The 25,806-nt window shown below is 38.8% G+C and carries 29 protein-coding genes and 1 riboswitch; of the genes, 11 read left to right on the top strand and 18 right to left on the bottom strand.

Features of this window, described 5'->3' with window-relative positions; translation table 11 throughout:
• Nucleotides 1–18: 18 nt before the first annotated feature.
• From HNR41_RS07740 to HNR41_RS07720, 5 genes are all read right to left on the bottom strand, one after another.
• On the bottom strand, nt 19–1,014 hold the full coding sequence (locus tag HNR41_RS07740) for a tripartite tricarboxylate transporter substrate binding protein (protein WP_184283383.1): 996 nt from the start codon (nt 1,012–1,014) through the stop codon (nt 19–21).
• A 135-nt stretch (nt 1,015–1,149) separates the two neighbouring features.
• A complete protein-coding gene (locus tag HNR41_RS07735) occupies nt 1,150–1,818 on the bottom strand; it encodes a response regulator (protein WP_184283381.1) in 669 nt (222 codons plus the stop codon).
• Nucleotides 1,799–3,421 (bottom strand): sensor histidine kinase, encoded by a 1,623-nt coding sequence (locus HNR41_RS07730; protein WP_184283379.1) that lies wholly within the window; start codon nt 3,419–3,421, stop codon nt 1,799–1,801. Before HNR41_RS07730 ends, HNR41_RS07735 begins: the two co-directional genes overlap by 20 nt.
• Before the next feature lie 104 nt (nt 3,422–3,525).
• Entirely contained in the window at nt 3,526–4,950 is a 1,425-nt protein-coding gene (locus HNR41_RS07725; protein WP_184283377.1) for an SLC13 family permease, read from the bottom strand.
• Nucleotides 4,951–4,992: 42 nt separating this feature from the next.
• Nucleotides 4,993–5,625, bottom strand: coding sequence for a TetR/AcrR family transcriptional regulator (locus tag HNR41_RS07720; protein ID WP_184283375.1), 633 nt, complete (start codon nt 5,623–5,625; stop codon nt 4,993–4,995).
• 115 nt (nt 5,626–5,740) lie between these two features.
• On the opposite strand from HNR41_RS07720, the gene HNR41_RS07715 reads away from it, so the two are divergent.
• From HNR41_RS07715 to HNR41_RS07700, 4 genes are all read left to right on the top strand, one after another.
• Nucleotides 5,741–6,475, top strand: coding sequence for a glucose 1-dehydrogenase (locus HNR41_RS07715; protein ID WP_184283373.1), 735 nt, complete (start codon nt 5,741–5,743; stop codon nt 6,473–6,475).
• 29 nt (nt 6,476–6,504) lie between these two features.
• Entirely contained in the window at nt 6,505–7,257 is a 753-nt protein-coding gene (locus HNR41_RS07710; protein WP_184283371.1) for an SDR family NAD(P)-dependent oxidoreductase, read from the top strand.
• Nucleotides 7,258–7,413: 156 nt separating this feature from the next.
• Nucleotides 7,414–8,112: an AraC family transcriptional regulator gene (locus tag HNR41_RS07705; protein WP_184283369.1), complete on the top strand. Its 699-nt coding sequence runs from the start codon at nt 7,414–7,416 to the stop codon at nt 8,110–8,112.
• 82 nt (nt 8,113–8,194) lie between these two features.
• Nucleotides 8,195–9,082: a DMT family transporter gene (locus HNR41_RS07700; RefSeq protein WP_184283367.1), complete on the top strand. Its 888-nt coding sequence runs from the start codon at nt 8,195–8,197 to the stop codon at nt 9,080–9,082.
• A gap of 39 nt (nt 9,083–9,121) precedes the next feature.
• On the opposite strand, the gene isaB is transcribed toward HNR41_RS07700, so the two are convergent.
• Nucleotides 9,122–9,685, bottom strand: coding sequence for an immunodominant staphylococcal antigen IsaB family protein (gene isaB, locus HNR41_RS07695; protein WP_184283365.1), 564 nt, complete (start codon nt 9,683–9,685; stop codon nt 9,122–9,124).
• A gap of 238 nt (nt 9,686–9,923) precedes the next feature.
• Between isaB and HNR41_RS07690 the strand changes: the two genes are divergently transcribed.
• Nucleotides 9,924–10,472: a helix-turn-helix transcriptional regulator gene (locus HNR41_RS07690; RefSeq protein ID WP_184283363.1), complete on the top strand. Its 549-nt coding sequence runs from the start codon at nt 9,924–9,926 to the stop codon at nt 10,470–10,472.
• 25 nt (nt 10,473–10,497) lie between these two features.
• A complete protein-coding gene (locus HNR41_RS07685; RefSeq protein WP_184283362.1) occupies nt 10,498–11,457 on the top strand; it encodes a site-2 protease family protein in 960 nt (319 codons plus the stop codon).
• A 6-nt stretch (nt 11,458–11,463) separates the two neighbouring features.
• On the opposite strand, the gene HNR41_RS07680 is transcribed toward HNR41_RS07685, so the two are convergent.
• On the bottom strand, nt 11,464–11,610 hold the full coding sequence (locus HNR41_RS07680) for a hypothetical protein (protein ID WP_184283360.1): 147 nt from the start codon (nt 11,608–11,610) through the stop codon (nt 11,464–11,466).
• A gap of 133 nt (nt 11,611–11,743) precedes the next feature.
• On the opposite strand from HNR41_RS07680, the gene HNR41_RS07675 reads away from it, so the two are divergent.
• The gene (locus HNR41_RS07675; protein ID WP_184283357.1) at nt 11,744–12,592 is read left to right on the top strand and encodes an SDR family oxidoreductase; all 849 of its coding nucleotides are present in this window, start codon (nt 11,744–11,746) and stop codon (nt 12,590–12,592) included.
• 43 nt (nt 12,593–12,635) lie between these two features.
• Here HNR41_RS07675 and HNR41_RS07670 read toward each other — a convergent pair whose 3' ends face one another.
• From HNR41_RS07670 to HNR41_RS07655, 4 genes are all read right to left on the bottom strand, one after another.
• A complete protein-coding gene (locus HNR41_RS07670) occupies nt 12,636–13,427 on the bottom strand; it encodes an energy-coupling factor transporter transmembrane component T family protein (protein WP_184283355.1) in 792 nt (263 codons plus the stop codon).
• Nucleotides 13,420–14,826, bottom strand: a complete 1,407-nt coding sequence (locus tag HNR41_RS07665; protein ID WP_184283353.1) for an ABC transporter ATP-binding protein — start codon at nt 14,824–14,826, stop codon at nt 13,420–13,422. Before HNR41_RS07665 ends, HNR41_RS07670 begins: the two co-directional genes overlap by 8 nt.
• 1 nt (nt 14,827) lies before the next feature.
• Nucleotides 14,828–15,409, bottom strand: coding sequence for an ECF transporter S component (locus tag HNR41_RS07660; protein ID WP_026859440.1), 582 nt, complete (start codon nt 15,407–15,409; stop codon nt 14,828–14,830).
• A 60-nt stretch (nt 15,410–15,469) separates the two neighbouring features.
• A riboswitch (TPP riboswitch) is annotated at nt 15,470–15,560 on the bottom strand.
• A gap of 34 nt (nt 15,561–15,594) precedes the next feature.
• Nucleotides 15,595–16,029: a 6-pyruvoyl trahydropterin synthase family protein gene (locus tag HNR41_RS07655; RefSeq protein WP_184283351.1), complete on the bottom strand. Its 435-nt coding sequence runs from the start codon at nt 16,027–16,029 to the stop codon at nt 15,595–15,597.
• Between the two features lie 156 nt (nt 16,030–16,185).
• On the opposite strand from HNR41_RS07655, the gene HNR41_RS07650 reads away from it, so the two are divergent.
• Nucleotides 16,186–16,437, top strand: a complete 252-nt coding sequence (locus tag HNR41_RS07650) for a YbyB family protein (RefSeq protein WP_184283349.1) — start codon at nt 16,186–16,188, stop codon at nt 16,435–16,437.
• A 31-nt stretch (nt 16,438–16,468) separates the two neighbouring features.
• Here the strand turns inward: HNR41_RS07650 and gltS are convergent, their stop codons facing one another.
• The 5 genes from gltS to HNR41_RS07625 form a co-directional block, all read right to left on the bottom strand.
• The gene (gene gltS, locus HNR41_RS07645) at nt 16,469–17,671 is read right to left on the bottom strand and encodes a sodium/glutamate symporter (protein ID WP_184283347.1); all 1,203 of its coding nucleotides are present in this window, start codon (nt 17,669–17,671) and stop codon (nt 16,469–16,471) included.
• 364 nt (nt 17,672–18,035) lie between these two features.
• Entirely contained in the window at nt 18,036–18,422 is a 387-nt protein-coding gene (locus tag HNR41_RS07640; RefSeq protein WP_141638996.1) for a GtrA family protein, read from the bottom strand.
• A gap of 79 nt (nt 18,423–18,501) precedes the next feature.
• On the bottom strand, nt 18,502–19,995 hold the full coding sequence (locus HNR41_RS07635) for a pyruvate kinase (RefSeq protein ID WP_184283345.1): 1,494 nt from the start codon (nt 19,993–19,995) through the stop codon (nt 18,502–18,504).
• 18 nt (nt 19,996–20,013) lie between these two features.
• Nucleotides 20,014–20,421 (bottom strand): hypothetical protein, encoded by a 408-nt coding sequence (locus HNR41_RS07630; RefSeq protein ID WP_184283343.1) that lies wholly within the window; start codon nt 20,419–20,421, stop codon nt 20,014–20,016.
• 74 nt (nt 20,422–20,495) lie between these two features.
• A complete protein-coding gene (locus HNR41_RS07625) occupies nt 20,496–20,765 on the bottom strand; it encodes a 4a-hydroxytetrahydrobiopterin dehydratase (protein ID WP_221432895.1) in 270 nt (89 codons plus the stop codon).
• A gap of 113 nt (nt 20,766–20,878) precedes the next feature.
• Here HNR41_RS07625 and HNR41_RS07620 point away from each other — a divergent pair, with 113 nt between their 5' ends.
• The 3 genes from HNR41_RS07620 (at nt 20,879) to glnA (ending at nt 23,501) form a co-directional block, all read left to right on the top strand.
• Entirely contained in the window at nt 20,879–21,295 is a 417-nt protein-coding gene (locus tag HNR41_RS07620) for a pyridoxamine 5'-phosphate oxidase family protein (protein ID WP_184283341.1), read from the top strand.
• A gap of 112 nt (nt 21,296–21,407) precedes the next feature.
• Entirely contained in the window at nt 21,408–22,094 is a 687-nt protein-coding gene (locus HNR41_RS07615; protein WP_229714964.1) for a TspO-related membrane protein, read from the top strand.
• 72 nt (nt 22,095–22,166) lie between these two features.
• Entirely contained in the window at nt 22,167–23,501 is a 1,335-nt protein-coding gene (gene glnA, locus HNR41_RS07610) for a type I glutamate--ammonia ligase (RefSeq protein ID WP_026859451.1), read from the top strand.
• Between the two features lie 44 nt (nt 23,502–23,545).
• Here the strand turns inward: glnA and HNR41_RS07605 are convergent, their stop codons facing one another.
• The gene (locus HNR41_RS07605) at nt 23,546–24,274 is read right to left on the bottom strand and encodes an SDR family NAD(P)-dependent oxidoreductase (protein WP_184283339.1); all 729 of its coding nucleotides are present in this window, start codon (nt 24,272–24,274) and stop codon (nt 23,546–23,548) included.
• Nucleotides 24,275–24,313: 39 nt separating this feature from the next.
• Nucleotides 24,314–25,753: a zeta toxin family protein gene (locus HNR41_RS07600; protein ID WP_184283337.1), complete on the bottom strand. Its 1,440-nt coding sequence runs from the start codon at nt 25,751–25,753 to the stop codon at nt 24,314–24,316.
• Between the last annotated feature and the right edge of the window lie 53 nt (nt 25,754–25,806).

The raw sequence follows: 25,806 nt of genomic DNA, 5'->3' as shown, positions 1-25,806 counted from the left end.
TTCCGTATTATGATTATATTATTCAGTTAAACCTGCTTTTTTCATAAGGTCTTCATACATTACGCTCTGTTCGTCAAGGAAAGCGCGTGTTTCTTCGCTGTTCATGTAATAGTCATCCCAGCTGTTGTTATCCAGAACCTGCTGCCAGCCTTCGGTTTCAACCATTTCGGCGAATGTGTCATCCCAATATGCTATTTCTTCTTCTGTCATATCAGGCGGTCCCATGATTCCTCTCCAGTGAGGGAAGGTAAAGTCAATACCTTGATCCTGCCATGACTGAATGTTTTCATCTTCCGGAATTGGTTCATCAGCAGTTGTAGCAATAATATTGATGCTGCCATCTAGATGCTGATCAAGTGATTCTGAAATTGATAGTGTAGCAACGTCAATATGTCCGCCCATCAGAGCAGTCAGAATGTCTCCACCACTTTCGTAAATCATGTAATCAAGCTGTGATACATCTACGCCATACTCTTCTGCAACACGTACAAAAGAAAGATGGTCATTATTTCCAAGAGCCGGACCCACACCGATTTTCAGTGATTTAGGATCTTCTTTCAGTTGGTCGAGCATCGTGATTCCATCTTCAATTTCAGAATCCCCTGGAACTGCAACTGTCATCCACTCTGTAGCAAGAACTGCTAATGGCGTGAAATCTTCATATGTAAGTTCACTTTGACCTAAAAGGTTGTTAGCAATTACGAGACTCGAGTTAATTGAAATCGTATGGCCATCTTTACCTTTAAGGTATTGCCAGCCGACTTCACCTCCACCTCCGGGTTTATTAACAACGTTCATATTTGATTCAACAAGTCCTTCTGAATCAAGAACATTTTGCATAGCACGTGCTGTAGTATCCCAACCGCCGCCTGGTGTTGCAGGTGCAACAATTTCAAGGTTCTTACTAGGATAAGCTGCGTCCGAATCTGCTGAACTGTCACCGCTGCTGCACCCTGCGAGCACTAGCGCAGCGGATAACATGATTCCTGAAAATATTTTCATATGGCCTTTCATAAAATACATCCCCTTCCAATAGTTTGAAAATTCATTTTTCGTTACTGCTACTCATCTTAAATAGATAACCTTAAAATGTAAACGCTACCAAAGTTAAAAATATAAAGAACTTTATGTTATTAAAAAACATAAAGTTCACGATAGGTTCTTTTTATACTTTTTTTCAGGCCGTCCCTTATCTCCAAAATCCTGAGAAACAGTCAGCTTTCCCAACTCTCTCATGTATTCCAAATATCTTCGGACCGTTGTTCTGGAAGTTCCCAAATGCTCACCCAGCTGGGATGATGTCCATTCATGCTGGTTTGAAAAAACTTCTTCAATCTTTTTAAGTGTCAATGGGTCAATGCCTTTTGGAAGACTGTTTACCGCAGGTGTCCCTATGCGCCCGAAATACATATCTATATCATCTTGTTCCAGTTCAATTGATTTTGAAAGAGTCACATTTTTCTTTTTATAGTCATTAACAGTCTCACTTAATTTATCCAGTTTTACAGGCTTGACTAAATAGTATAGTGCGCCGAGCTGCATCGCATTTTTAACTTTTTCACTTTCCTGACTTGCTGTTACTACTATAAAGTTCATATAAGGATATTGTTTTAAAACATTTTCTATTAATTTGTCACCATGCATATCGGGGAGGTAAATATCTACAAGCATGAGATTAATATCGTGGTTCTGTATGGTTTTTAGACTCTCAGCTGCATTCAGAGCAATGTGTATCTCGTCTTCAGGTGCATTTTTCAACAAGTATTCCTTGTACATTTCTGCTATTCTAAAATCGTCTTCAACTATAAGAATTTTCAATATTATATTCTCCTTCCTCGACTATAGGAATTTCAACCGTAAATACAGTTTGACCGTTCCTGGATTTGACGTCTATATATCCTTCGAGAAGCTCAACATTTGCAGTAACGTTATAAAGTCCGTAGCCTCTGTTGATACCGCCGTTCTTAGTCGAATAACCCTTTTTAAAGATATTCTCTTCATTATTTATACCGCTGCCGTTATCCTGAACTACAATTTCCATCCATCCGTCAAAATAACCAATATAGAAATTGATTTCAGGTTCATTCTGATCGAGTACTGCTTCAATGGCATTATCAATGAGATTACTGATAATAGTAATCAGAGCGTTAATTTTATGTTTATCGAAAATGGGAATCATCTGGCTCTGATCATCGATTTTGAAATTAACCTGTTTTTCAGCGGCTTTATTCATTTTGGCAATCAGCAGAGCTTTTATTCGGTCTTCTTCGATACCAATCAGGTTTTTTTCATATAAATCCAGATTATCTATTTCATCATCAAGTACATCCCGTATGCCATGATATTTTTGCATTTCCAGCAATCCTGAAATAAGGTGAAGTCTGTTTTTATACTCATGGCTTTGTGCTCGTAAATCATCAAAGAGTGATTCTACAATTGTTAGTTTATTGGAAAGCTCGGACATCTCTGTCATATCTCTTAATATAATGACGTGACCAGAACGCTCTTCTTTTTCGTAGAGATTATTAACAATAACGACAATTTCTTTGTCATTTAAATAAGTTTCGAAATATCTGATGCCATGATTGCTGTCATTTTTATCTATATATTTTTCTAAATCGTTTTTAAAATAATCATGAATATTATCATTCACATGAGTACCTGCAGAGCTTCCGAGATATTTACGGGCCGCCTCATTAATATAAATAATTTTTCCGGATAAATCAGCCGCAATGATACCTTCATCCAAAGCTGAAAAAATGTTTTCCCGGTTTTTAAGAATCATAGTGATTTCTTTTGGTTCGTAACCGAGTGTCTCTGATTTTATGTATTTTCCAAACCATCTGCTGATAAAGAAACTTAGAATGATGAAAAAGATAATAATGAATGAAAGCTGATACAGTTTATTCAGCACTTTCTCAGTAATTTTACTTTCAAAATAACCGACTTTAACTACGCCGCTCAATTGCCTAACTTCATTTCCCGTATAGACAGGAGCTATGGCTATAACAGCAGGTTCTATATATTTATCGGTTACTTCCGTATAGTAAGCACCAAAAATATTCGCACGCATGTCTTCCTCGTATGGTTCATGTTCCCCAATCATTGAAGGGTTTGGATGGGACAGAATAGTTCCTTCTTTATTTTTCACAATAACGAAATCTATATCATTCTCAAAAATATACTGATTGGTCAGCGTCTGAATTTTTTCATTATCTTTTAAATTATCACTGTCAGTTATTGATGGTAAAAAAGAAATAGTTTTTGCAGATTGGAGAGTTAGTCTTTTTGCGTTATCGTAATATTCATTGCCTGAGTGATAAAGGTAAAAAGCTGACAATGAAATGATAATCAGGCTTATAACGCCAATCAATATCCCATTTATTTTAGTTTCAAGACTTACTTCTAAAAAACGCTTCATATATAATCATTCTTTCTCAAGTAGACTATTGCCTATTATAACAGAATAGAGAAGGGACTGATTCTGCTTCGGAGGAAAGAGACAAAATTTTCAAATGATTATTTTTACAACCACAGTATCCAATAAGTTGATGCAGCGATTATTGCTGTGATAATGAATGTGACTGTGGAAAATGCTGCGATTATATAATGATCTTTTTTACTGAGAACCCCTGATTGAAAAGCGAAATATGATGTGGGTGAATGTATGGGTAAAATATTTGTACCGCCCACAATTAAAATTACAAGGAATGCAAGACTCAATACAGGTATGTTGGTGATGTCTGCGTAAGAAACCACGACAGGGAAAATTACTATTATGGCGGATGAGGGAACAATGAATATCATTCTGAATGCAAAAGTAATTAAAGCGACCAGTATGATTTTGAAAATCAATCCGGAATTCTCCGGAACAAACTGCATCATCTGTTCTGCTATTACTGCGGCTGTTCCATTCTGATCCAGTAAAATACCGATGGAAAAAGAGGCTCCGAGAAGCAGAAAGCTTTCCCAGTCAAATGCTCTGATATCTGTATTATTCAGCAAACCGATTTTCGGAATTGAGTAAATAACGAGCAAGATCATTGGCGGTAACAAGGTCGGAACGACATTATTATCTGTCAATGCCCATACTATAATCATCATCAAAAAAGTCATTATTACAAATTGGAATCTTTTTCTCTCCCGTGGTGTTTCAAAATACTTTTCAGGCTGAATTGCTTTTTGGACCTGGCTGTCCGGAGTTTCGGATGGATAGGAATATTTAAAGTAATTCCATGCAAATATATTTACGATAAGCAGCGCCAGCCAAAGCGGCGGTGCAATAATAAGAAACCATTCCAGCCAGCCCAGATCAGCAACGTTGTAGTCATTTAAAAGCTGAGCTGCTAAAACCGGGAAGCCTCCGCCGGTATAGACTATAATAGTTCCGTTCTGATTCATTAGTCCGATAACATATAATGCATACTTCTTGAAAACACTGTGATTTGAAAATCCGAATGAATCATTCAATCTGTCTACGAATGGCAGCAGCATTTTAAGCCGTGCGAATGCGGAGGGCATAAGTGCAGGGAGTATTGCAATCAGTACCGGCAGTGCAACAGCTATCGCTTTAGGACCTTTTTCATTCAATCTCAGCAGCTGCGAGGCGACGACTTTATCGACACCGGTCTTCACAAGCACTCTGCTTAATATAGTTAAAATTAAAATGAAATAAAGCGCAGAAGATAGAAATCCGCTCATTGCACTTTCGACTGAGTCTACAAGTCCGAGAATCATCATCATCGCGAGAAGAAGTATACTCGCTGCTCCTGACGGCAGAGGAGAAATGGTCCATAGATAAATGGCAAGTACAAGAAGCCCCACAGTTCTTCGCTGTTCAGGTGTGAAATCCTGAAGAAAAGTCGATGGAGCAATAAAGATAAGAAGTATAAAAACCAGTATTACTGAAATATTAAATGTCATTGTAAATCTTGTTCTATTTAATCTCATCACAATCCCACCAGCTCTATTCCCATTAAGATGAATATATTTTTAAGATTCTCTGAGTCTTTCCATATACATGTCATGCATAATTTTTAACTGGGTGCTGATACCCGGGTGCTTTTCCAATGTCATAATACCTTTCATCAGCGCAAGCTTCCGTGCGAAAAGACTGTAGTTATTAATCATCGTCATAATTTCATCGGTAACACACTCGTCGGAAGGCAGTGTATTATCGGCCTGACCTTCTTGGACAATTTTGCTTACGATATTGGAAATATCATTGCGTATGGCGAAGTAATCTTTTGCTTCTGCTGCAAAATTATCGAACTCGCTGATATTCGATTCAAAGACATCGATAAACTTCGATTTCTTTAATGCCCCGGGATTATCAAGTCTATTTACTCTCGTAAAGATTGATTCGACTTTTTCAATGCCGGTTATCTCCTGTTTACTGATATCACAGTAAAAATCGAGTTCTTCAGTTAATATCTGATTGGCTACAGCAATAATCAGTGTCTGCTTTTTCGGGAAGTATCTGAAAAGTGTTGCGACACCAACTTCAGCTTCTTTTGCGATATCCTGCATCTGCACGCTGTCCCAGCTGCTTTCTATCAGCAGTTTTTCGGCAGCATCGACAATAGCCTTATGACGGCGTTCTTTGTTTGCCAGCTGTTTTGACATACAATCTTCCCCTTTCAAATATTAATTATAATGCATGTCTAAATATTAGCATAACAGTTAAATTAGCGTTATAATTATATTGAGAGTCAGACTATCATTATTGGAGGATTACATTATGACAAAATTATTAAACAAAGTTGCGATTGTTACCGGCGGAGCAAGAGGTATGGGAGAATCACACGTACGCCGTTTCGTTGAAGAAGGCGCTAAAGTTGTATTTACTGATATAAATGAAGAAGTTGGAGAGCAACTATCTGCTGAGCTTGGGGATAACGCATTATTTGTGAAACACGATGTGACTGATGAAGCAGGATGGCAGGAAGTTGTTGAAAAAACAGAATCGGCTTTCGGTCCGGTTAACGTTCTTGTAAACAATGCAGGAATCAGCATGAGCAAGAGTATTGCTGATATGTCAGTTGAAGAATATAAAAAAATTATCGATATTAACCAGGTATCGGTTTTCATTGGAATTAAAGCGGTGTTACCATCGATGCAAAAAGCTGAAGGCGGTTCAATTGTGAACATTTCATCGATGAACGGGATTGTCGGCGGCGCAGTCGGCTATACAGACTCTAAATTTGCTGTCAGAGGGCTGACTAAAGCAGCTGCACTGCAAGTCGGCCATTTAGGAATCAGAGTGAACTCGGTGCACCCAGGTGTAATTGAAACTCCGATGGTTACTGAAGGCGATGCTGTAGAACAGATTAAAGAATTTGCGAAGCACATCCCAATGCGCCGCATGGCTCAGTCGGAAGAAGTGACAAATATGGTGCTGTTCCTGGCATCAGAAGAATCAAGCTATTCTACAGGATCTGAATTCATTATTGATGGCGGCTTAACAGCAATGTAAGTTAAATTGTACAAAATGGAGTGATCAGTATGAAATTAAAAGATAAAGCAGTTATTATTACAGGCGGTGCCGGCGGGATAGGCAGCGGTATGGCGAAAGCAATGGCAAAAGAAGGTGCTAAAGTAGCGATTGTTGACCTGAACGAAGAACAGGGCAACGCGGTACTGAGTGAACTTCAGGAAATATCACCGGATTCAATGTTCATTAAAGCGGACTTAACAGAGCGCGAAAAACTGCATGAAATCGTCGATACTGTTGTGGAGAAATACGGCAAACTCGATGTGCTTGTAAACAATGCACATGCATCCAGACAGGTGAACTTTGAAGATACAACACAGGCAGATATGGATTTTTCATTTAATACAGGATTCTATCCGACATTTTATCTTATGCAAAGTGCATTTCCGCATCTTAAAGAGTCTAAAGGCAGCGTAATTAATTTTGCCTCCGGTGCAGGTCTTGAAGGGCAAAAAACACAAACGGCATATGCAGCAGCAAAAGAAGCGATCCGTGCGATTTCAAAAGTTGCAGCAAACGAATGGGGAGAATATGGTATTAATGTGAATATCATCAGCCCAATCGCAATGACACCGGGTGTTGAAGCGTGGTCAAAAGAACATCCCGAAACATTTGAAGCAATTGTTTCCAAAGTGCCGATGAAACGCTGGGGAGACCCTGAAAAAGATATCGGTCCGATAGCTGTGTTTTTAGCATCAGAAGATTCAAATTATATGACAGGCCAGACACTGATGGCTGACGGCGGATCAATACAGATTCGCTGATTTAAAGTAAATCAAGAGATCCTGGAAGCATTTGCTCCAGGATCTTTTTTTTCAAAAAAGCAGATAAAATAGTAATTTTTCTAAATATATGATTTGATTATTAAAAGAATTGTGTTTCGGCTAATAACGAATAATGTATTTTGAGGGGTGTTTCTTATGAAAAATAGTGCTATTGTTTGCGAAAAAAGAATTTACACTGAAACCGTCACATCTCATCATCACACACACGGTCAATTTCTCTTCCCTCTGCATGGTTCTATGGATTTAAAAACGGCTGGTCACCAGGTTAATCTTACCCCGGAATATTGTTTTTATCTTGCGCCTTATACAGACCATGTATTTCATTCATCAGAACAGAATGAATTTCTGGTCTTGGATATTCCGGTACGCATTCTTCCCGGAAGTACAAATGATATGTATGAAGCAATGGATGCCGGCTGGTCTGCAATAAAGTATCTTCTGACAGAAGAAGTAAAGAAAGCATCTGACAGTGCGGCACTTTTGAATTTAACGAATTATATTACAAATAAACTTAAAACTGCAACCCCGCCGTCGATTGAACATATTAATAAAAATTTTAAACAGCGTTTGAGTCTGGAAATGCTGGCTCAAATAGAAAATTACCATCCGGCTTACTATTCTAAATGGTTTAAAAACCAGACCGGCAAAAGTGTGAAAGAATATATAAATGAACTTCGAATTGAAGAAGCCAGATATATGCTGATTGGGACTGACTGGCCGATAACAAGAATAGCCGGGGAAATGGATTTTGAGATTATATCTTCTTTCACACGCTGGTTTGTGAAAAACGAGGGCGTGTCTCCCCATGAATTTAGAAATCTTAAAAAAAGGTAAATAAGATGCTGCTTTCGGCAAAGTAAATCATCCGATAATTGTATAAGATATCTGTAACATACTTATAATGAGGTGATTTTCTTTGAAACAGCAATTTGCACCACTGCTCATTCTTTTGGCAGCGATACTTTGGGGGACGACAGGAACAATGCAGGCACTGGCGCCGGATTCAGCCCATCCGGTTGCAATTGGTACCGCGAGACTTTTTATCGGCGGATTATTTTTACTGATTATCGTACTGCTTACAGGTAAACTGAATTTAAAAAATCTGCCGTTAAAGACAACGCTCATTGCGTCTCTGTGTATGGCTTTATATCAACCTCTATTTTTTTCCGCAGTAGCAATTACCGGCGTGGCGATAGGTACTGTTGTTGCAATTGGCAGCGCGCCGATGCTGACAGGAATTATTGAAATGCTGTTTCTGAAAAAGAAACCTGCAGCCATTTGGTGGCTGTCTACCGTACTGTCAGTAACCGGTGTTATTTTACTTTTTTCAAGTCAGGGATCGGTGCAGGCAGACCCGCTCGGAATTATATTGGCATTGGGAGCGGGACTCGCTTTTGGCTGCTATACGATAGTCAATAAAGACATAGTAATCAAGATGTCTCCTCTGCCGGCAGTCGCCGTAGTATTTACTTTGAGCGGGCTGCTGCTGTCACCTTTACTATTCATATTCGATATGTCCTGGGTGTTCAGTCAGGAAGGAATAATTGTGAGCCTGCATCTTGGTGTCGTAGCGACCGGAATAGCATATTATCTTTTTTCCATTGGTTTGTTTAATGTGTCTTCTTCCACGGCTGTGACTCTCTCACTGGCAGAACCGCTGACAGCTACTTTGCTTGGTGTTTTCTTACTCGGGGAATATATGAGCAGCCTATCATGGCTGGGGCTGGTACTTGTCCTTCTCGGTATTGGCGTGCTGATTCTGAGGTCGATAAGACCACGCAATCTGCAAACCGGAAAAAATTAGGAAAAGTCGGGACAAATTATTTGTCCCGACTTTTTATCTTTAGTAAGACTTGCTGTAACCAATCGTACCTTGTGTTACATACCCGTCCTCTACTTTGAAAGCTATAATATTCTTCTTATCATCATCTTTTTTATCGCCGAGTTTATATACATATGTTTCGTATTTACCATTTTTACTTTCTGTTGTTTCAAAGTCATCTCCGTATGCTTCTGTTACGTCGTCAATTGACAATGTTTCATCTTGAATTGGGAAAACGACTTTAGTTGCTGTCCCGTCACGCAGGGTGAACTTCTGATCATGTTCTTCTACGAACTCAGATTTTTTATCTGCACGTGTTTCATAATCATCTTCTGAAGCTTCAATAGTATGCCCGTTGAATGCCAAATCACCGTCTTCTTCCAGTGTTTTGATAAGAGCTTCATTGAGAAGGAAGTTTCCATCTCCATATCCTGTATCGCCTTGATATTTATAATTTGAGCTTGTAGATTCTGCTGCTTCGACTGTATTTATACCGTCATCTCCGCTTGCAACGTGTGCGCTTGTCACGACAGTAGCTGCAATTCCCGCTGGTGCCAGCACTTTAACTAACTTGTGCATGTTCATTTGGAATCATCTCCTATAGTGTTAGTGCTAAGCTTTAATTGTTGCATAATTTTTAATGAACTGCAATTGATGTCCGGCATCATATAGATAATGCGTGGCGATATAATATAACGCATAGCAGTATAATATGGTTGTGATGCTATGTAAAAGCATTTAGACACTATAAAATGAAGTTGTAAAAGAAAATTGGTGTTAATATTAAAGTGAATTAATTACTTTTAAAACAGGAGTAGTTCATATGGAACTTAGTAAACAAATTAAAAAGTACAGAAAACGTTATGAATACTCACAAGAGCAACTGGCTGAAAAAATTTATGTTTCACGACAAACGATATCCAATTGGGAAAATAATAAGAGCTATCCTGATGTCCATAATTTAATGATGCTCAGTGTGCTGTTTAATGTCTCGATAGACGAATTAATTAAAGGCGATATTGAATACATACGTGAAAAAGCTCATCAAAAGAAATGGAAGCTCTGGTCTGGTATTATGCTAATTTCTGCACTTATAGCAGTTTTCTTATTTGTACCCGCTATTCTTCAGGATAATCGAACTTTACTCATATCATCTATTTTGCTTTATATCATAGCATTATTGGCTGCCATTCCCCTGGAGATTATGAAACGTAAGTATAAGATATACACATACAGGCAGTTAGTTGATTTTTATGATGAAAAAAATATTCGTAAGAAAAAAACTGCTGGTGATATTGTAATAACATATCTTTCTATACCGATGCTGTTAATTCTGGTTATGCTCATAAGTTACTTTATGTTCTATTCCTAAATATGGGACGAAGGAATGAGTTGAGATGAATTTTTTAAAAAGTAATTTAATAGTTATATTATTGTTTTATATTGTTGCACCGATTATCCATATATTTTTAGATTTTGATGGAATTTATCTCATGATGATAATTACTGTTTGGATGCTTACCGTAGTATTTCATGAACTAGGGCACTGTTTTATTGCTCTTTTAAGAGGTATGAGAATCTCATTTATATCGGGACTTCCCGGAATGTATATGAACGGCAGATGGTATTTAAGAATTCCTATGTATTTCAGCTTTGGTGCAATGCTTGCTTATAAGCCACTTAGAAAGGGACACATCACTAAAAAAGATATTATATGGCTCAATCTAGGAGGAGCGCTATTTAATCTTATTGCGATTATTATTCTACTGATGTTGAAGTACATTGTTGATATCGAGAATTCAGTATTGAATTTCGCTTTATTAACTAATGTACTTATTGGGTTAGTTACAGGTTTAAATCCAGCAGCTGCCGATGGGAAAAGTATATGGAATTTAATAAAAGGTAACACTGATGAACTGAAGTACTATGACTCTATGAATTATATGTATGACCCTGAAGTTTCTCACACACGCATTTTAAATGAAATTGAAGAGAATCGTGACATTATAGCTAATTACTCACGGAATATTGCATGGATTGAACAGAATGTAGACAGCGATAATATAACAGGAATATATAACACCGAGCTTCATGATACTGAAGAACTGAATCGCAAATTGGCAAAAGCATTCCAAAATCTTTATAAAGCCGTAGACAAAAATTCACTGACTGAAGAAGAGATTGAAATATTTAATGAAGTTAATACAAGTTTATACTTTGTATTTGGTGATATCTATAGGTATTTTAAAACCAAAGATCCTATGATTTTAATGAAACTTGAAGAATATAACAGCTGGATGCCGAGTCAGCGCGAAGACATGCTCTTTAAAAATGCTTTAAAAAAATTAGTGGTCTAAAAGTGTTTATTCTGAAGCCATATCCATCGTATTCATTGCACGGTACCAATGAGGATAGATAGGTTCTAAAGCAGTAAAGTCAGTGATTTGTAAAACATCGTCATCCGACAGATTTAGAGTATAAGATGCAACATCTTCATACAGCTGTTCCATTGTTATCCCTCCAATTTCAATCATAATATTACATTCCCTTCATAAAATACTCATAAAACCAGCATGCATTTAAAAAATCATAAAGGGTATAGAATTTTAGGAATGGTAATATTCAATTCAAGGAGGCTTTTTAATGACTCAGACAGTACTCATTACAGGTGCAGGAACAGGTTTCGGCAAAAATATTGCATTCGCATTAGCAGAAAAAGGCAATCCGGTTATTGCGACAGTGGAAGTAATGTCGCAAGTATCTGCACTGGAGCAGGAAGCTAGAGAACGCGGTGTAACGATGCAGATTGAGAAGCTTGATGTGACGAATGCCAAAGACCGTGAAAAAGCATGGACATGGGATATTGATGTACTGGTGAATAACGCTGCTGTAAAAGAAGGCGGATCACTAGTAGATATACCTGAAGAGAATTTACGCCATCAGTTTGAGGCTAATGTATTTGGGCCGATACTCTTAACTAAAGGTTTTGCACGTAAAATGGTCGAGAATAAGAGCGGACGTATAGTTTTCGTATCGTCGGTATCCGGGATTACAACTAACCCGTTATCAGGTCCGTATTCAGGTTCAAAACATACTATAGAAGCTTTTGCGCTGGCATTGAGTAAAGAACTTCAGGAGTTTAATGTAGAAGTTTCAACAATTAATCCAGGTCCTTATTTAACAGGATTTAATGACCGTGAATTTGAAACATGGAAAAACTGGGAAACAGACTTAAGCAATACTGTATTTGATTACAGTAAAACGGCATTCCCGAGTGAGCAGTTCGACCCTCATGAAGTGACAGAACCTGCAATTAAAGTAATCCTCGGAGAGACTAAGCAGTATCGTAACGTTATTCCTGAAAAAATGGTTTCAGGACTGAAAGAAAAACAAAGTGCTGTATGGGATAAGAAAACGACAGACAGTCTCGGTGAGAGAGACGAAGCAGTACAAAAGTCTTATGATATTGAACCGGGAACTCCGGCAGAATAAGAAATGAAAAAGAACTGCTTAACATTTTGTTAAGCAGTTCTTTTTATCTTGCATCGGTACTGTCAAATGGCGTAATTACAGTACCAATCTGTACAGCAGTAATAATCGCTGCTGCGATTATCAGCATTAAATATAAATCGTATCTTGATAAAGATGTTTTATAGAAATACGTACGGCTGCCGTCAGAAAACCCTTTTGATTCCATAGCAATGCCGAGTCTGTATGCCCGTCTGATACTTTGGCTGAGCAATGTGACAATCGTTGATTTCAGGCTTTTAAATCCAGAAATATGTTTTTTGTTAATCAGTGCACTGCGCACTTTTCTCGCCTGTCTCAGCTGGAAGTATTCAGAGACAATAATCGGCACCATTCGTATCGCTGCCATAAAAGAATAGGCATATTTAGGTTTCACTTTAAGCTGAATCATCAAAGCGTAAAACACATCGGTAATCTTCGTCGTAAATATAACGAGTGCACCGAATAACGACAGAATAACGCCGCGCATCGTAATGTGAAGTCCCCTGACAAAGCTTTCGTCAGTAATATGAATAATGCCGTAGCGAAACAGTGTTTCAGTACCTTCACCGTAAAATATCATATAGAGACTTGAGATGAACCCTGAAATAAATATGAAAATCAGCAGCATGACGAGATATTTAATTTTAACACCGCTTAGGCACAGTAATGCTATGAGCATGAGTATTGTCAGATGAAAGAGGACGTTCGGATTATGAATAAAAATTACTGTGGCAAAAAGTATTGCCGCGAGCAGTATTTTCGTCAGCGGATTCGCTTTATCTATAAAGGTGCTGTAATTCTTTATCGTTTCAAGCATGACCTGTCCTCTTCTCATGAAGTGTTCCATTTTCAATAATCAACCGTCTCGACGGATAGCGTTCTTTAATATTCTCATCATGCGTAATCATAATTATCGTTGTGCCTGCGACTGCCATTTCATGAAACATGCCGAGCATACGAAAAGCTGATTTCTGATCGAGACCGAACGTCGGCTCATCGAGCAGCAGCACATCAGGTACACCGCCGAGAGCTGTTGCAACACTTAAGCGTCTTTTCTGGCCGGTGGAAATTTCAAGCGGATGCAGATGGGCAATATTATTCAGCCCGAACTGATTTAAAATGACCTCTGTCTGGCGCACTGCTTCGTTATAGTCAAAACGTGATTCCATATTGATAAAAATCTCATCGAATACTTTATGTGTAATAAATTGCAGTTCCGGATTTTGGAAAACAGGATATACATTTCCCGCAATGTGTTTGGTCTTTTTAATTATTTTGCCCCGGTAATAAATGCTGCCGTCTGCCGGAATGAGTTTCATAATCGCAAGCAGCAGGCTGGATTTACCAGTGCCATTTTTGCCTTCTAGTGTAATCCATTCCCCTTTTCCAACACTTAAATGATCAACGTGCAGAATCTCCATGCCCCGGCGTTCAAGATGCAGGTCTTTCAGTTTCAGCAGTACTTCATCCTGAGGTGACAGCGGAGCGTATACAGGAGCCTTCTGCCACGATTCCGGATGCCAGACACCGTATTCATTTAAAAGGTCTTTGTGATGTCTTAAAACGTCATTGGGTATACCTTCGTGGATAATCTGTGCTTCGCCATTCATCAGAATGACACGGTCGACTTTATCCCAAATATAATCAACACGATGTTCAACGATAACTACTGTGCGTTTTTCCCAAATCTGCTCAATAACGTTCCACAACGAAGCTGCGGATTCATCGTCCAGCATACTTGTCGGTTCATCCAGGAACAGTGTATCTGGGTTCTGCAGCAGTGCGGAAGCGATAGACAGCTTCTGCTTCATTCCGCCGGATAAGTTATTAATATTTAAGTCGAGAGGCACATCGAGTCGGGTCTGCTTCAGTGCATCCAGCATCATCGGTTCCATATTTTCTTTTGGAATACTTCTGTTTTCTAATATAAAAGCGAGTTCTTCTGCAACAGTCGGCATCGTAAACTGAGAATCAGGATCCTGAAACACATAAGCATTATCATCAGGAATATCGAGAATCTCAGCTTTCATCGGTGTATGAATAACATTGGGAATTAATCCGCCCATGACATTCAGCAGCGTACTTTTTCCCGAACCGCTCGGTCCGAGCAGCAGTACTTTCTCCCCTGCTTCGATATAAATATTTAAATCGTTAAAAAGCTTGGCAGGTGCTTCCGGAAATTTTAAATTCAATTTTTCTATATTTACTCGAGACATATTATAATCCTTCATGTGAATTATCAGCTCTTCGACCGACAAACTTTAAGACGCCGGTTTCTTTCAAAGCTTTATAGAGCAAATGACCCAGCCAGCCGGCTACAATCGCACCACTGAGAATTCTGAGTGAGAACATTAATGCCAGATTCCATGTTTCAAGGTGTCCGAGATAACCGTAATACCAATCGAGCGGCAGCGTTGACAGAGCAGCTGCTATACCGGCAAGAACTGCCGCCATCAGGCTTGTACTCTTATATCTGAAGAACAGGAATACAAGCTCACAAACCAGTCCCTGTATTAAACCATACATAATCAGCGAGACATCAAACTGCAGCAGTACAATCGTTTCCCCGGAAGCCGCTGCAAACTCGGCAATCAGTGCAACACCGGGCTTTCTTATAATTAAGTACGCCACAATTGCAGCGATAAACCACATGCCGTAAACCAGTTCATTTAAGTGAAGTCCGAACGGCTGCAGAATAGTATAAATTCCGTCCCATAAAGAATAAATAACAGCGAAAACGAGTGCGATAACGACAGTAATTAAAATATCAGTGAGTGTTAAACTGTTTCCTTTTTTCATGATGAAGCCTCCGTTATAAATTTCAAACAAAAAAACACACCACTAACGGAATGGTGTGCATATAAAAATATGCCACTTCCCTACGCTAGTATGATCTAGATCAGGTGATAAGGGTCAATCTCAGTCCGTACGGACACCCCCAGTGGTGGTGAATTCATTATTTGATTATCACTATCATAGTCCACTTATGTGAATTTGTGAAGTGTCATCTGTTTAGTAATCGTAACACCCTGCTTCGGATTTTCGTACAGCGTTACTTTCAGCAGTACATCATTCTCCGGCAAACGTGCAGAAAACTCTTCAAACAGCCAGTAAGCTATGTTTTCTGCTGTCGTATTCATCTCCGGCAGCGTTTCATTAAGCAGGCAGTTATCCAGCTTAACGCCGATTTCTTCATCGTAAATTTTATCGATTAAATGAAAATCAGTCGCAAGCCCAAGAGCATTAACAGGTGAAGATATCTCAATGCTGAAAGAATAATGATGATTCTTTAAATCTTTAAAAGCAGTATTAGAAAAAAATATACGGTTATCGCATATAAACGAAAAATGTTTGTGAATGGTTACCTGTTCTTCAAAATACTTAAACTCTGCAGGCGGCTTTACATCGTTAATATTCATATAACTACCTCTTTATAAATCAATTTAATTAATTATACCCATTTATAATAGTGAGTATCAAATGTGTGAAACATCATAAAGTTGTTAGGTCATGCTCTAAAACGGGAATAGGTAAATAAAGGCAGTTGCGAACTAATCTTTTAAGGAGGATTTACCATGCGTAAACGAACGAAGTTTATTATTGGAGCGGGACTCGCAGCAGGAGCACTTTATGCATCAAAGACAGAAACGGGGCAGTTAATCAAAGGTGCTATGAATAAATGGACGGATGATGACTATATTATTAATCTCGGAAAACCGAATGAGGCAAGGGATGCAAATATGGTGGATGAAGGTGCGATGACCAGCGTATTATATTATAACGAGTTACGGGATAAGGCATCTGAACAGGAAGATAAATACGCATAAAAAAAGCCGGGGACTCCCCGGCTTTTAATGTTTAACTGAATAAATTTATAAAGAACACGATAACGGGAATGTTAACGATATCAATAAGGAATGCTCCAACGACCGGTACGATTAAGTAAGCGGTCTTCGAAGAACCGAATTTAGATGTAATTGCATCCATGTTAGCCATCGCTGTAGGTGTTGCACCTAAACCGCTTCCTATCATACCGTTAATCATCACGACTGCGTCATAGTTCTTCCCGAGAAGTCTGTAGACGATAAACATCGTATACAGAATGATAACAATGACGTGAGCAGAAACAATCAGCAGAATCGGCAACGCCAAATCCGCTAGTTCCCAAAGTTTTATGCTCATCAATGCAAATGACAGGAATAAACCTAAAGAAACTGCTCCGATTTTATCGTTTACAGTTGTGTCGAAATCAAACGGCACTCTATCCTGTGATGCATCCAACAGTGTTCTGACCACAATCGCAACGAACATAGCTCCTACATAATCAGGCAGGATTACACCTGTTAAGTCAGAGAATATACCGCCGATATATGTACCAAGTGCCATGGCAAACGTAATTATTAAAAGATAAATAAAGAATTGGTTTATTGTGAATTTGTTTTCTTCTTTTGGATTTTCAAATTCATATTGTGCTGCATTAAAATCAGGCTCATTACTCTTAAGGTTATGTCTGTTAATCATAAAGCGTGCTACCGGACCGCCAAATACCCCGCCGGCAATAAGTCCGAGTGTGGCTGCGGCAATACCAACCGTTGTTGCACCCTGTACTCCCAGACCATCTATTGTCTCACCAAACGCGGCAGCACCCCCGTGTCCGCCTATCATTGCAGGAGACGAAGCCATAAGACCAAGCAGCGGGTCTATACCAAGAAGACCTGCAAGGGAAACTCCAAGTGTATTCTGAATCACTGATAAGAAACTCGCTGCTAGTAAATAAATAACAAGTAATTTACCGCCTAGTTTAATCAGTTTAAAACTTGCGCCTAAGCCGACTGTTGTAAAAAATATAATCATAAACAAAGACTGTAAGGAAGTCTCAACAGTGATTGTAACTAGCCCTGTACTGTGCATTATTAAAGTGAAAACGGCGAACAGCAGCCCGCCGACAACTGGCGCCGGTATAGAGTATCTATCTAAAAAATGTATTTTTCTAACTAAGTAAGCACCGATGAGGTAAACCATCACTGCTAAAAATAATGATGTTACTAAATTTAATTCCATATCCCATCCTCCATCATTTAAAATTCAATCAGAAAACCTATTCTAATCTATAACTGAAGAATAACCAACAATAACTTTTACATCTTTGTAGTAAATTATGGAGTTTTTGTGAACGCATACATTTTGCCGATAAACAAAAATCCCGCTGGAGCTTTAGCAGCTCGGGCGGGATTTAAATAATCAATGTAACGCATGGCATAGTTTTGTAACGCTATACATTACATTGATTTGAGTGTTAAGTTCCTAAATCCTTTAACTCTCCCATTTGGAATGAAGAATGCATGTGCAGAAATTATCATTCGCGTAACCTGGTTCAAAATGTTTAATAACATCTTCTTTCATGTTGCCGAACGTCGTTTCCGCCTTATGCTCTGTATCTGCGGAATGATATATACCGGTTTAAAAAATACTGAATAACAGTCGCAAACATCGTCGCGCCTATTTTAACAAAAATAGCATTCCATTCAAGGTTTTGCACAAAAATAAAGACGAATATTGAAACAATTGAAAAGCCGACAGCACCGATAGTCAGAAATGAAAAATAGCGTTTGAAAAACTTGCTGTCCGCCTTGAAGTTAAAATGATAATTTAATATAAAATTTGTTGTGATACCTGTGAACATACTGATCAGATTTACTATTTGAATATGAATATCCGTATAAGTATGCAGTACGATAAACAACAGTAAATCAAGTATTCCGCCAACTGCTGCAATCATGATATATTTAGTGAATTCTTTAAGTTTACGCATATCCACCCAACTTTCTGCCTCTGTTTTATGTTGGATTATATCATAAAAAAATGCGCCCCTTTTTGAGACGCACATGATCTTATTCAAACATTGTTTTGGATATATTCAGTGCGCGGAGCATCGCTGTTTTCTTATAATTATGGTCATCACTCTTACTCAGAATATCATCGACCGTTTTCACGCCGTCGACGATGTAATCTCCTTTGTTCAGCATAATACATTCAGCACGTGCACCGGCCACAACATCGGAAATTTCCGAACGTGTCGGGATACCTGTTTTAATCAGCGATTCCAGCACCTGCGTCGCCCAAATAATCGGTGTATGGGCTGCTTCACATATCCACAGCAGTTCTTCCTGTATTTCACTGAGTCGTTCATAGCCTATTTCAACAGCAAGATCTCCCCTGGCGACCATGATGCCAAATGATCTGGCTGATGCTGCTTCTGCAATAATATTGGGTATTTCACCAATTGCTTCTGTTGTTTCTATTTTAGCGATAATCGGCATATCTTTTTTATCTTCCGGGAGCTTCTTCTGCAGTGTATCTTCAATATACTTCATATCATCAGCACTTTTTACGAATGAAAATGCGATGATATCTGCGTTCTCCACTGCGAAATCGAGATCTGTCATATCTTTTTCTGTAAGGACGTTTAAATTCATATCCAGGACCGGAAAGTTTATCCCTTTTTCGGTTTTGATTTTAACACCTTTTGGTTTTGATGTTTTTTTTACTTTACATATCAAGCCGTCATCCTGAATTTCCGTGACGACAGCTTCAACCTGTCCGTCATCTATTTTAATAAGCTGATCGATATCCACATTCTTAAGTACTTCCGGCACGGAAGTATTAATCGCTATGCTGACTTTTTGCGGGAGCACCATTGCTTCCTGATTGGACAGCAGAAAATTCTCGTCTGCCTTCAGTTTAGGATTTCTTTTAGAAGTCAGCAGTGTTTTAATACGGACTTTCGGTCCGCTTATATCCATCAGTATTCTGCATGATTTACCCGTTTCTCCTGACGCTTCTTTGATATTGTTAATCATCTGTCTCCATGTATTCTCGTCATCGTGAGCACAGTTGATACGTGCGGCATTCATGCCGGACTCAATCAGCGTTTTAACCAGCTCATAGTCTTTCGCTGCTTCCGCAGGCATCGTTACCATAATCTGCGTATGACGATGGTCGTTACGTTCGCCGAGCAGGTGTGAGGTATTTTTTTCAAGCAGACTTTTTCGGTCTGTTGAGCCGGAGTATTTAAAATACTCAGTATCATCCTGAATATCTCCGGTAATGTAACCGAGTGTTTTAATTACTGAATCGAGGTTGCCGAGCACGTTGGGTTCAAGACGGCCGAGTGACGATACACCCCACGGTATTAAAGCATTCTGTATGTCCCTGTGATCTTCCCGGCGGAACGCCATATAGGAAGCGAGATTTTTAAGGCTGTGCTTATAATCTTCACGGACTTCTCTCTGCTGCCAGCGCTCCAGTATTTCTCTGCCGTCTTTTCTGACTTGCTGGCGTATCTGCTTTACCTCTTCTAATAACGGTACTGCTTCTTTATTCATAATGTCCCCCTCAGTGTGTTAAAAACCTTTTTTATGAAGTAGAAAAATAAAAATGAAATAACACAGATGTATAAACATCCATACATTAAAGCCCTGCAGGCCGTATAAATTAATCTCTTCTATACTTAAATAATCCAATACATAAAACAGTGCGCTTGTCAGCATCCAGCTGAATACAAGTGCCGGAATATAAAACTTTTGAAAGTTCACAAAGATAAACTTAAGTAACACGGCAATGATAACCGAAGTAATGAGATGAAACAGTACCTCTGTCACGAAATAAAACTCATGTGCTGTCAGAAAATCTATATTCAGAAGCAGTGTCATCAGCTCTAGCTCAGTCAGCCGTTCAATTACTGCAGAGACGATAAATAAAAACATGCCGGAAATTAATCCGGTCACTGTTCCGGATATTAAATACTTCATCTATTCAAATCCTTATAGTAAAAAGATATAAAACGGGACTGCCGAGTTCATTAAAAACTGAGCAGTCCGTTATTTTAACCGAAGATTTTGTCTGTTGCCTTCGCACCTTCGATATCACGCTCTTTAAGTTCATGTGTGGAGAATGTTGTCCATACTACCGTTATCGTGGTGTAATTAATTCTGATACCGGGATGGTGCTGCTCTTTCTCTGCCTGCTGGGCAAGCATATTCACAAACTCGATACCGTCGAGAAAACGATCGAATTTAAACTTTTTAACCAGTTTCTCTTCTTTCAGTTCCCAGCCGTCACCTTCGAGTTTTTTCGCTTCTGCCTTAACATCCATAATCAATTACCTCCTGTTCATTTTATCGATATTCATTTATACCCTTTATGAATAAAAGAAATCATATGTGGTATGTACATAAAGAATGATTAATTTAAAGGACGGGTGATATTGTGGAACAGTCAAGAGTTATTGAACGTATAGAAGAAATTTTAGATGAGTCAAAAATAGGTGTCTTATCCACAGCGAAAGATAATGTGCCGAATTCCCGTTATATGTGGTTTTATAATGACGGGCTGACATTGTATGCTAAAACGAATGACCAGTCGCCTAAATACGATGAACTTGAACAAAATCCGAAGGCTCATATACTCCTTGGCTTTAATGATACTAATAACAATGCATTTGTGGAAATCAGCGGCAGTGTGGAACGAATTGATGACCAGGATACAATTGACTGGCTCTGGGAAAAACAGGATAAAACCTTCTTTGATTCAAAAGAAAATCCGCACCTGAAAGTTCTAAAGGTGACGCCGGACGAAATTAAAATTATGAATGATGACGAGGAACCCGTTGAAATCACACTATAGAGAAAAGCGAGGGCATGCCCTCGCTTTTCTTATTACTAATAACAGAAAGGTGATTTGAAGAGTACACAGAGAAAATGGGCAGCAGGTTACTTAGCTGCTTTTATAGTAATGAATGATAGTGATGAACTACTTTGTAGGAACTAAAGTTGGAAATGTTGCAGATAACAATCAGCCGATTATTCAGCCGGCAGGATTTGCGTTTTCCATATGGGGTTTAATATATATTCTAGTATTTATATGGATAATTAAGCAGTTCTTTCAGAAAACATGGGAAGATTCTCCAGCATATAAATTTAAATACTGGCCAATTATTAACTTTTTACTCAACAGTGCCTGGATTTTAGTATTTACTCAGCAAATGATACTCGCTTCGGTAATTGTAATTTTTTCATTGCTGATTACATTGATTATTATGCATATTTTAATTACGTCTCAGAACTACAGCTGGTTTGACCGTTTTCCTTACTCTGTTTATTTTGCCTGGGTAACAGTCGCCTCTATCGTTAATGTTTTCCAATTAACGAATGATAATAATATCGATTCTATAATCGGTCTGGATGAATTAACATGGACAATTATCATGCTGGCAGCTGCAGGAGCCATTGGTGTTCTGACGGCCTTGTATTTTAAAGACTGGTTATATCCGCTCGTCATTATCTGGCCGTTATATGCTATCTATTCGGAGAATGGCAGTGATTACATGAATTTAAATATTACATTGCTGATTATCAGCATTGAACTCGCAGTTTCTGCCATTGTTGTTATTGTAATAAAAAATAAAAATGAAAAACCCGTTTAAGCACGCGGGCAATGGGGTTTATAAACTAAGAGAAGATTTATGTGTTAAACATATTTAGGAGTGGTCATTTAAATGAGTAAAATATCTAAGGAAGATATTTTAAAGATTGCACAAGAAGAAAAAATCGGGTATGTGAAATTACAGTTCACAGATATATTAGGTGCACTTAAAAATGTGGAAATCCCTGTTGAGCAGCTGGAAGAAGCACTGGATGGGGAAATAATGTTCGATGGTTCTTCTATTGAAGGGTTTGTCCGCGTTGAAGAATCGGATATGTATTTAAAGCCTGATTATAATACTTGGAGTATTTTCCCATGGTCTGAAGAAAACTGCAGAGTTGCACGATTAATTTGCGATGTGCATAACTTCAATAACGAGCCTTTCGAAGGAGATCCGAGAAGTAATTTAAAGCGTATTGTTAAAGAAATGGAAGACATGGGTTACGATGCATTTAACCTTGGTCCGGAGCCTGAGTTCTATTTATTTAAATTGGACAAAGACAATAATCCCACTACTATCGTGAATGACACGAGCGGTTACTTTGATGTATCGATCACAGATACAAGTGAAAGATGCCGACGTGAAATAGCAAAAACACTTAAGAAAATGGATTTTGAAGTAGAAATGTTTCACCATGAAGCAGGACCCAGCCAGCATGAAATCAGTTTTAAATACAGTGATGCGGTAACGTCGAGTGATAATATTCAGACGTTTAAACTGGTGGCAAAAACAGTAGCCAGACAATACGGTCTGCATGTTACATTTATGCCTAAACCTCTATACGATGAGGCCGGGAGCGGTATGCATTATAATGTCTCATTATTTAAAGATGGTGAAAACGTGTTTTACGATAAAGATGATGAGTATGGGCTAAGCGAAGAAATGAAATACTTCATGGCGGGATTACTAGACCATGCAAGAGGCTATACGGCAATCTGTAATCCGCTGGTGAATTCATATAAGCGGCTGAGCGCAGGGTTTGAAGCGCCGCGTTATATCGCATGGAGCGGGAGTAACCGTACACCGCTCTTGAGAATTCCGTCAACAAGAGGTGCGGGTACACGTGCGGAAGTAAGATCATTGGATCCGTCAGCAAACCCGTACCTTGCGACTGCAGTAATATTAAAAGCGGGATTAAGCGGTATTCAGAATCAGAAAGATCTGACCACACCGGTGGATGAAAATATTTTTGAGATGACGCAAAAAGAACGTCAGGCAGAAGATGTAGAAGACCTGCCGACAACGTTATATACGGCACTGAAAGCATTAAAAGCAGATGAAGTCATTCAGGAAGCACTGGGTAAACACATATGCGACCATTTTATAAAGAATAAGACTTATGAATGGAAAATGTACAGTGCACAAATAACCTCATGGGAAAAAGAACAGTATTTAAGTCAGTATTAATATAAAGAACGGGAATAACGCTATGCGTTACTCCCGTTCTTTGTTTAGATATAATCTTTTACATCATAGCTTTCTTCGCTGCCGAAGTCTTCCAGCGTCACTACTTTATGTAATGCTGCTGCAACGTCTTCAGCTTTCGCAAGCTTGTTCGTTTCTTTATATTCTTTAAAGCGGTCCACATTCGGGAACTCTTTAATGTCGGATGCACGGATAACTTCCTGCATGCCAGTATCGATAACGCCCGGATAGAACACCGCGCTCTTAATATTGTTGCCTTGGTGAACGTTTTCTTTGTTCAGCACGCTGTGTATCATGTTTACAGCTGCTTTAGAGCTGCAGTATACGCTCCACCCTTCGACCGGACCTCTTGCTGCGCCGCTTGTTACAGTAACGATACGTTTTTCGCCGCCAAAGTCTTTGAAGCGGTTAACGAATCCTTTAATAAGCAGTGTTGGCGCCACCACATTCACTTTATAGTTTGTTAACATATCATCTGATGATAAATTGCTGACAGCTTTTACAGGATCAACGATACCTGCAACGTTCAGTAAATATACTTCATCCGTTTCATCTGGATCTACAGAATTGAAGATTTCAGGCACAAAATGTTCCATCGCATCTGTATCGCTGAAATCTACTGAAAATGCTTTATGGATATTACCTGTTTCTTCCACACCGCTTCTTGTAATGCTGATAATTTTACTGTCTTTGAATATTTTTGCAGTCGCTTCACCTAGACCTCTGTTAGTACCTGTTAAAAATACGTATTTCATTGATGTTTTCCCCCTTGATTTTATGTCACAACAATTCTATTATACTCTTTTATTCCCATCTGCTAAACGTTCTTCACATATTTTTATAATAGTTTTCAATGCAGTAATACGAGCATAACGCTTATCGTTTGCCGGTATGACTATCCACGGTGCATAGTCAGTATCTGTTTGACGAATCATATCTTCAGAAGCTTCCAGGTATAAATCCCATTTCTCACGGTTTCGCCAGTCTTCATCTGTAATCTTCCATTGTTTTTCAGGCGTGTCCTCACGGTCTTTAAGCCGTTCGAGCTGCTCATTCTTATCCAGTGACAGGAAGAATTTAATTATGATGGCTCCAGAATTATGCAGAGACTGTTCAAAATCATTGATTTCTTCATAGGCCTGCTGCCATGCATCCTGTGAAGCGAAACCTTCTACACGTTCGACGAGAACCCGTCCATACCAGCTGCGGTCAAAAAATCCAATGTGGCCGCTTCTTGGTGTCCGTTTCGCAAACCGCCATAAGTAATGATGGGCAAGCTCGATATCAGTCGGGGTACCAATAGCATTGTTTTTATAGCCCGTCGGATCAAGGAGTGCTCTCGTACGTTTAATGTTACCGCCTTTGCCGGCAGCGTCCATTCCTTCATAAACCAAGACAAGCGGAATCTTCTCCTGATAGAGCTGGAACTGAATTTCACGCATTCTTGCCTGTAAATCCGGCAGTATTTCTTTATATTCATGCTTTGGGATAGTTTCTTTATCAAAATCAAATGTGAACAAGTCAGTTTTAAAGTTATCGCTGAACCTGCCTTCGGTCTTTGGCTTATTTTTATGCTCAGCTTTAATACGTTTCTTTAAACGAGTAATGATCGCAGAGTATAAAGTATTTGCGGCATCTTCTTTGTTATGAAAATCAATCTGAGTCCACGGAGAAACTGTCTCATCCTGCAGAAAGTATTCCATTTCTTCATCATAGTCATGGTGCTGCAGGCGGCTCTGGAATTCTTCAGCTTTCCATTTCAGCATAGGGTTATCTTTCAGCTTCTGAATATGACGTTCCCGGACTTCTTTATCCGTAGTAATGTAAAATTTTAAAACCTCATAGCCGTTGTTTGTTAAAGTTTCTTCAAAGTTCTTCATATCTTCTTCAATCAATTTGAAGTCAGTATTAATATTGCGCTTGATATTATAATCCTTGTATTCTATTAATTGCGAGTACCAGCTTCTGAAATGAATATTAATATTGCCGTCTTTCGGAAGATGATACCAGTAGCGGTGAAGGAAAGGATACCTTAAATCGGCTTCTCTCGGCGGACGCGTGGCGACGAAGTTTGTATACTTCGCATCGAGCGACATATATAAGGCGTTTGATAACCGTGATTTACCCGATGCAGGAGCGCCTTCAATAATAATCATGACAGGAATACCCATATTGTGTGTCCTGCGTGTGACTTCTCCTAATTCAAATTCCAGGTCTTTATCAATTGAAATCATGTTTATCCATCTCCAATCTGAATATATCGATTCAACTTAAAGAATATCTATTA

This window comes from Jeotgalicoccus coquinae (genome assembly GCF_014207425.1).
In the GTDB taxonomy this organism is placed as follows: Bacteria; Bacillota; Bacilli; order Staphylococcales; family Salinicoccaceae; genus Jeotgalicoccus; species Jeotgalicoccus coquinae.
The sequence above is the reverse complement of the archived record's forward strand: the minus strand, read 5'-3'. Positions and strand labels throughout refer to the sequence as shown.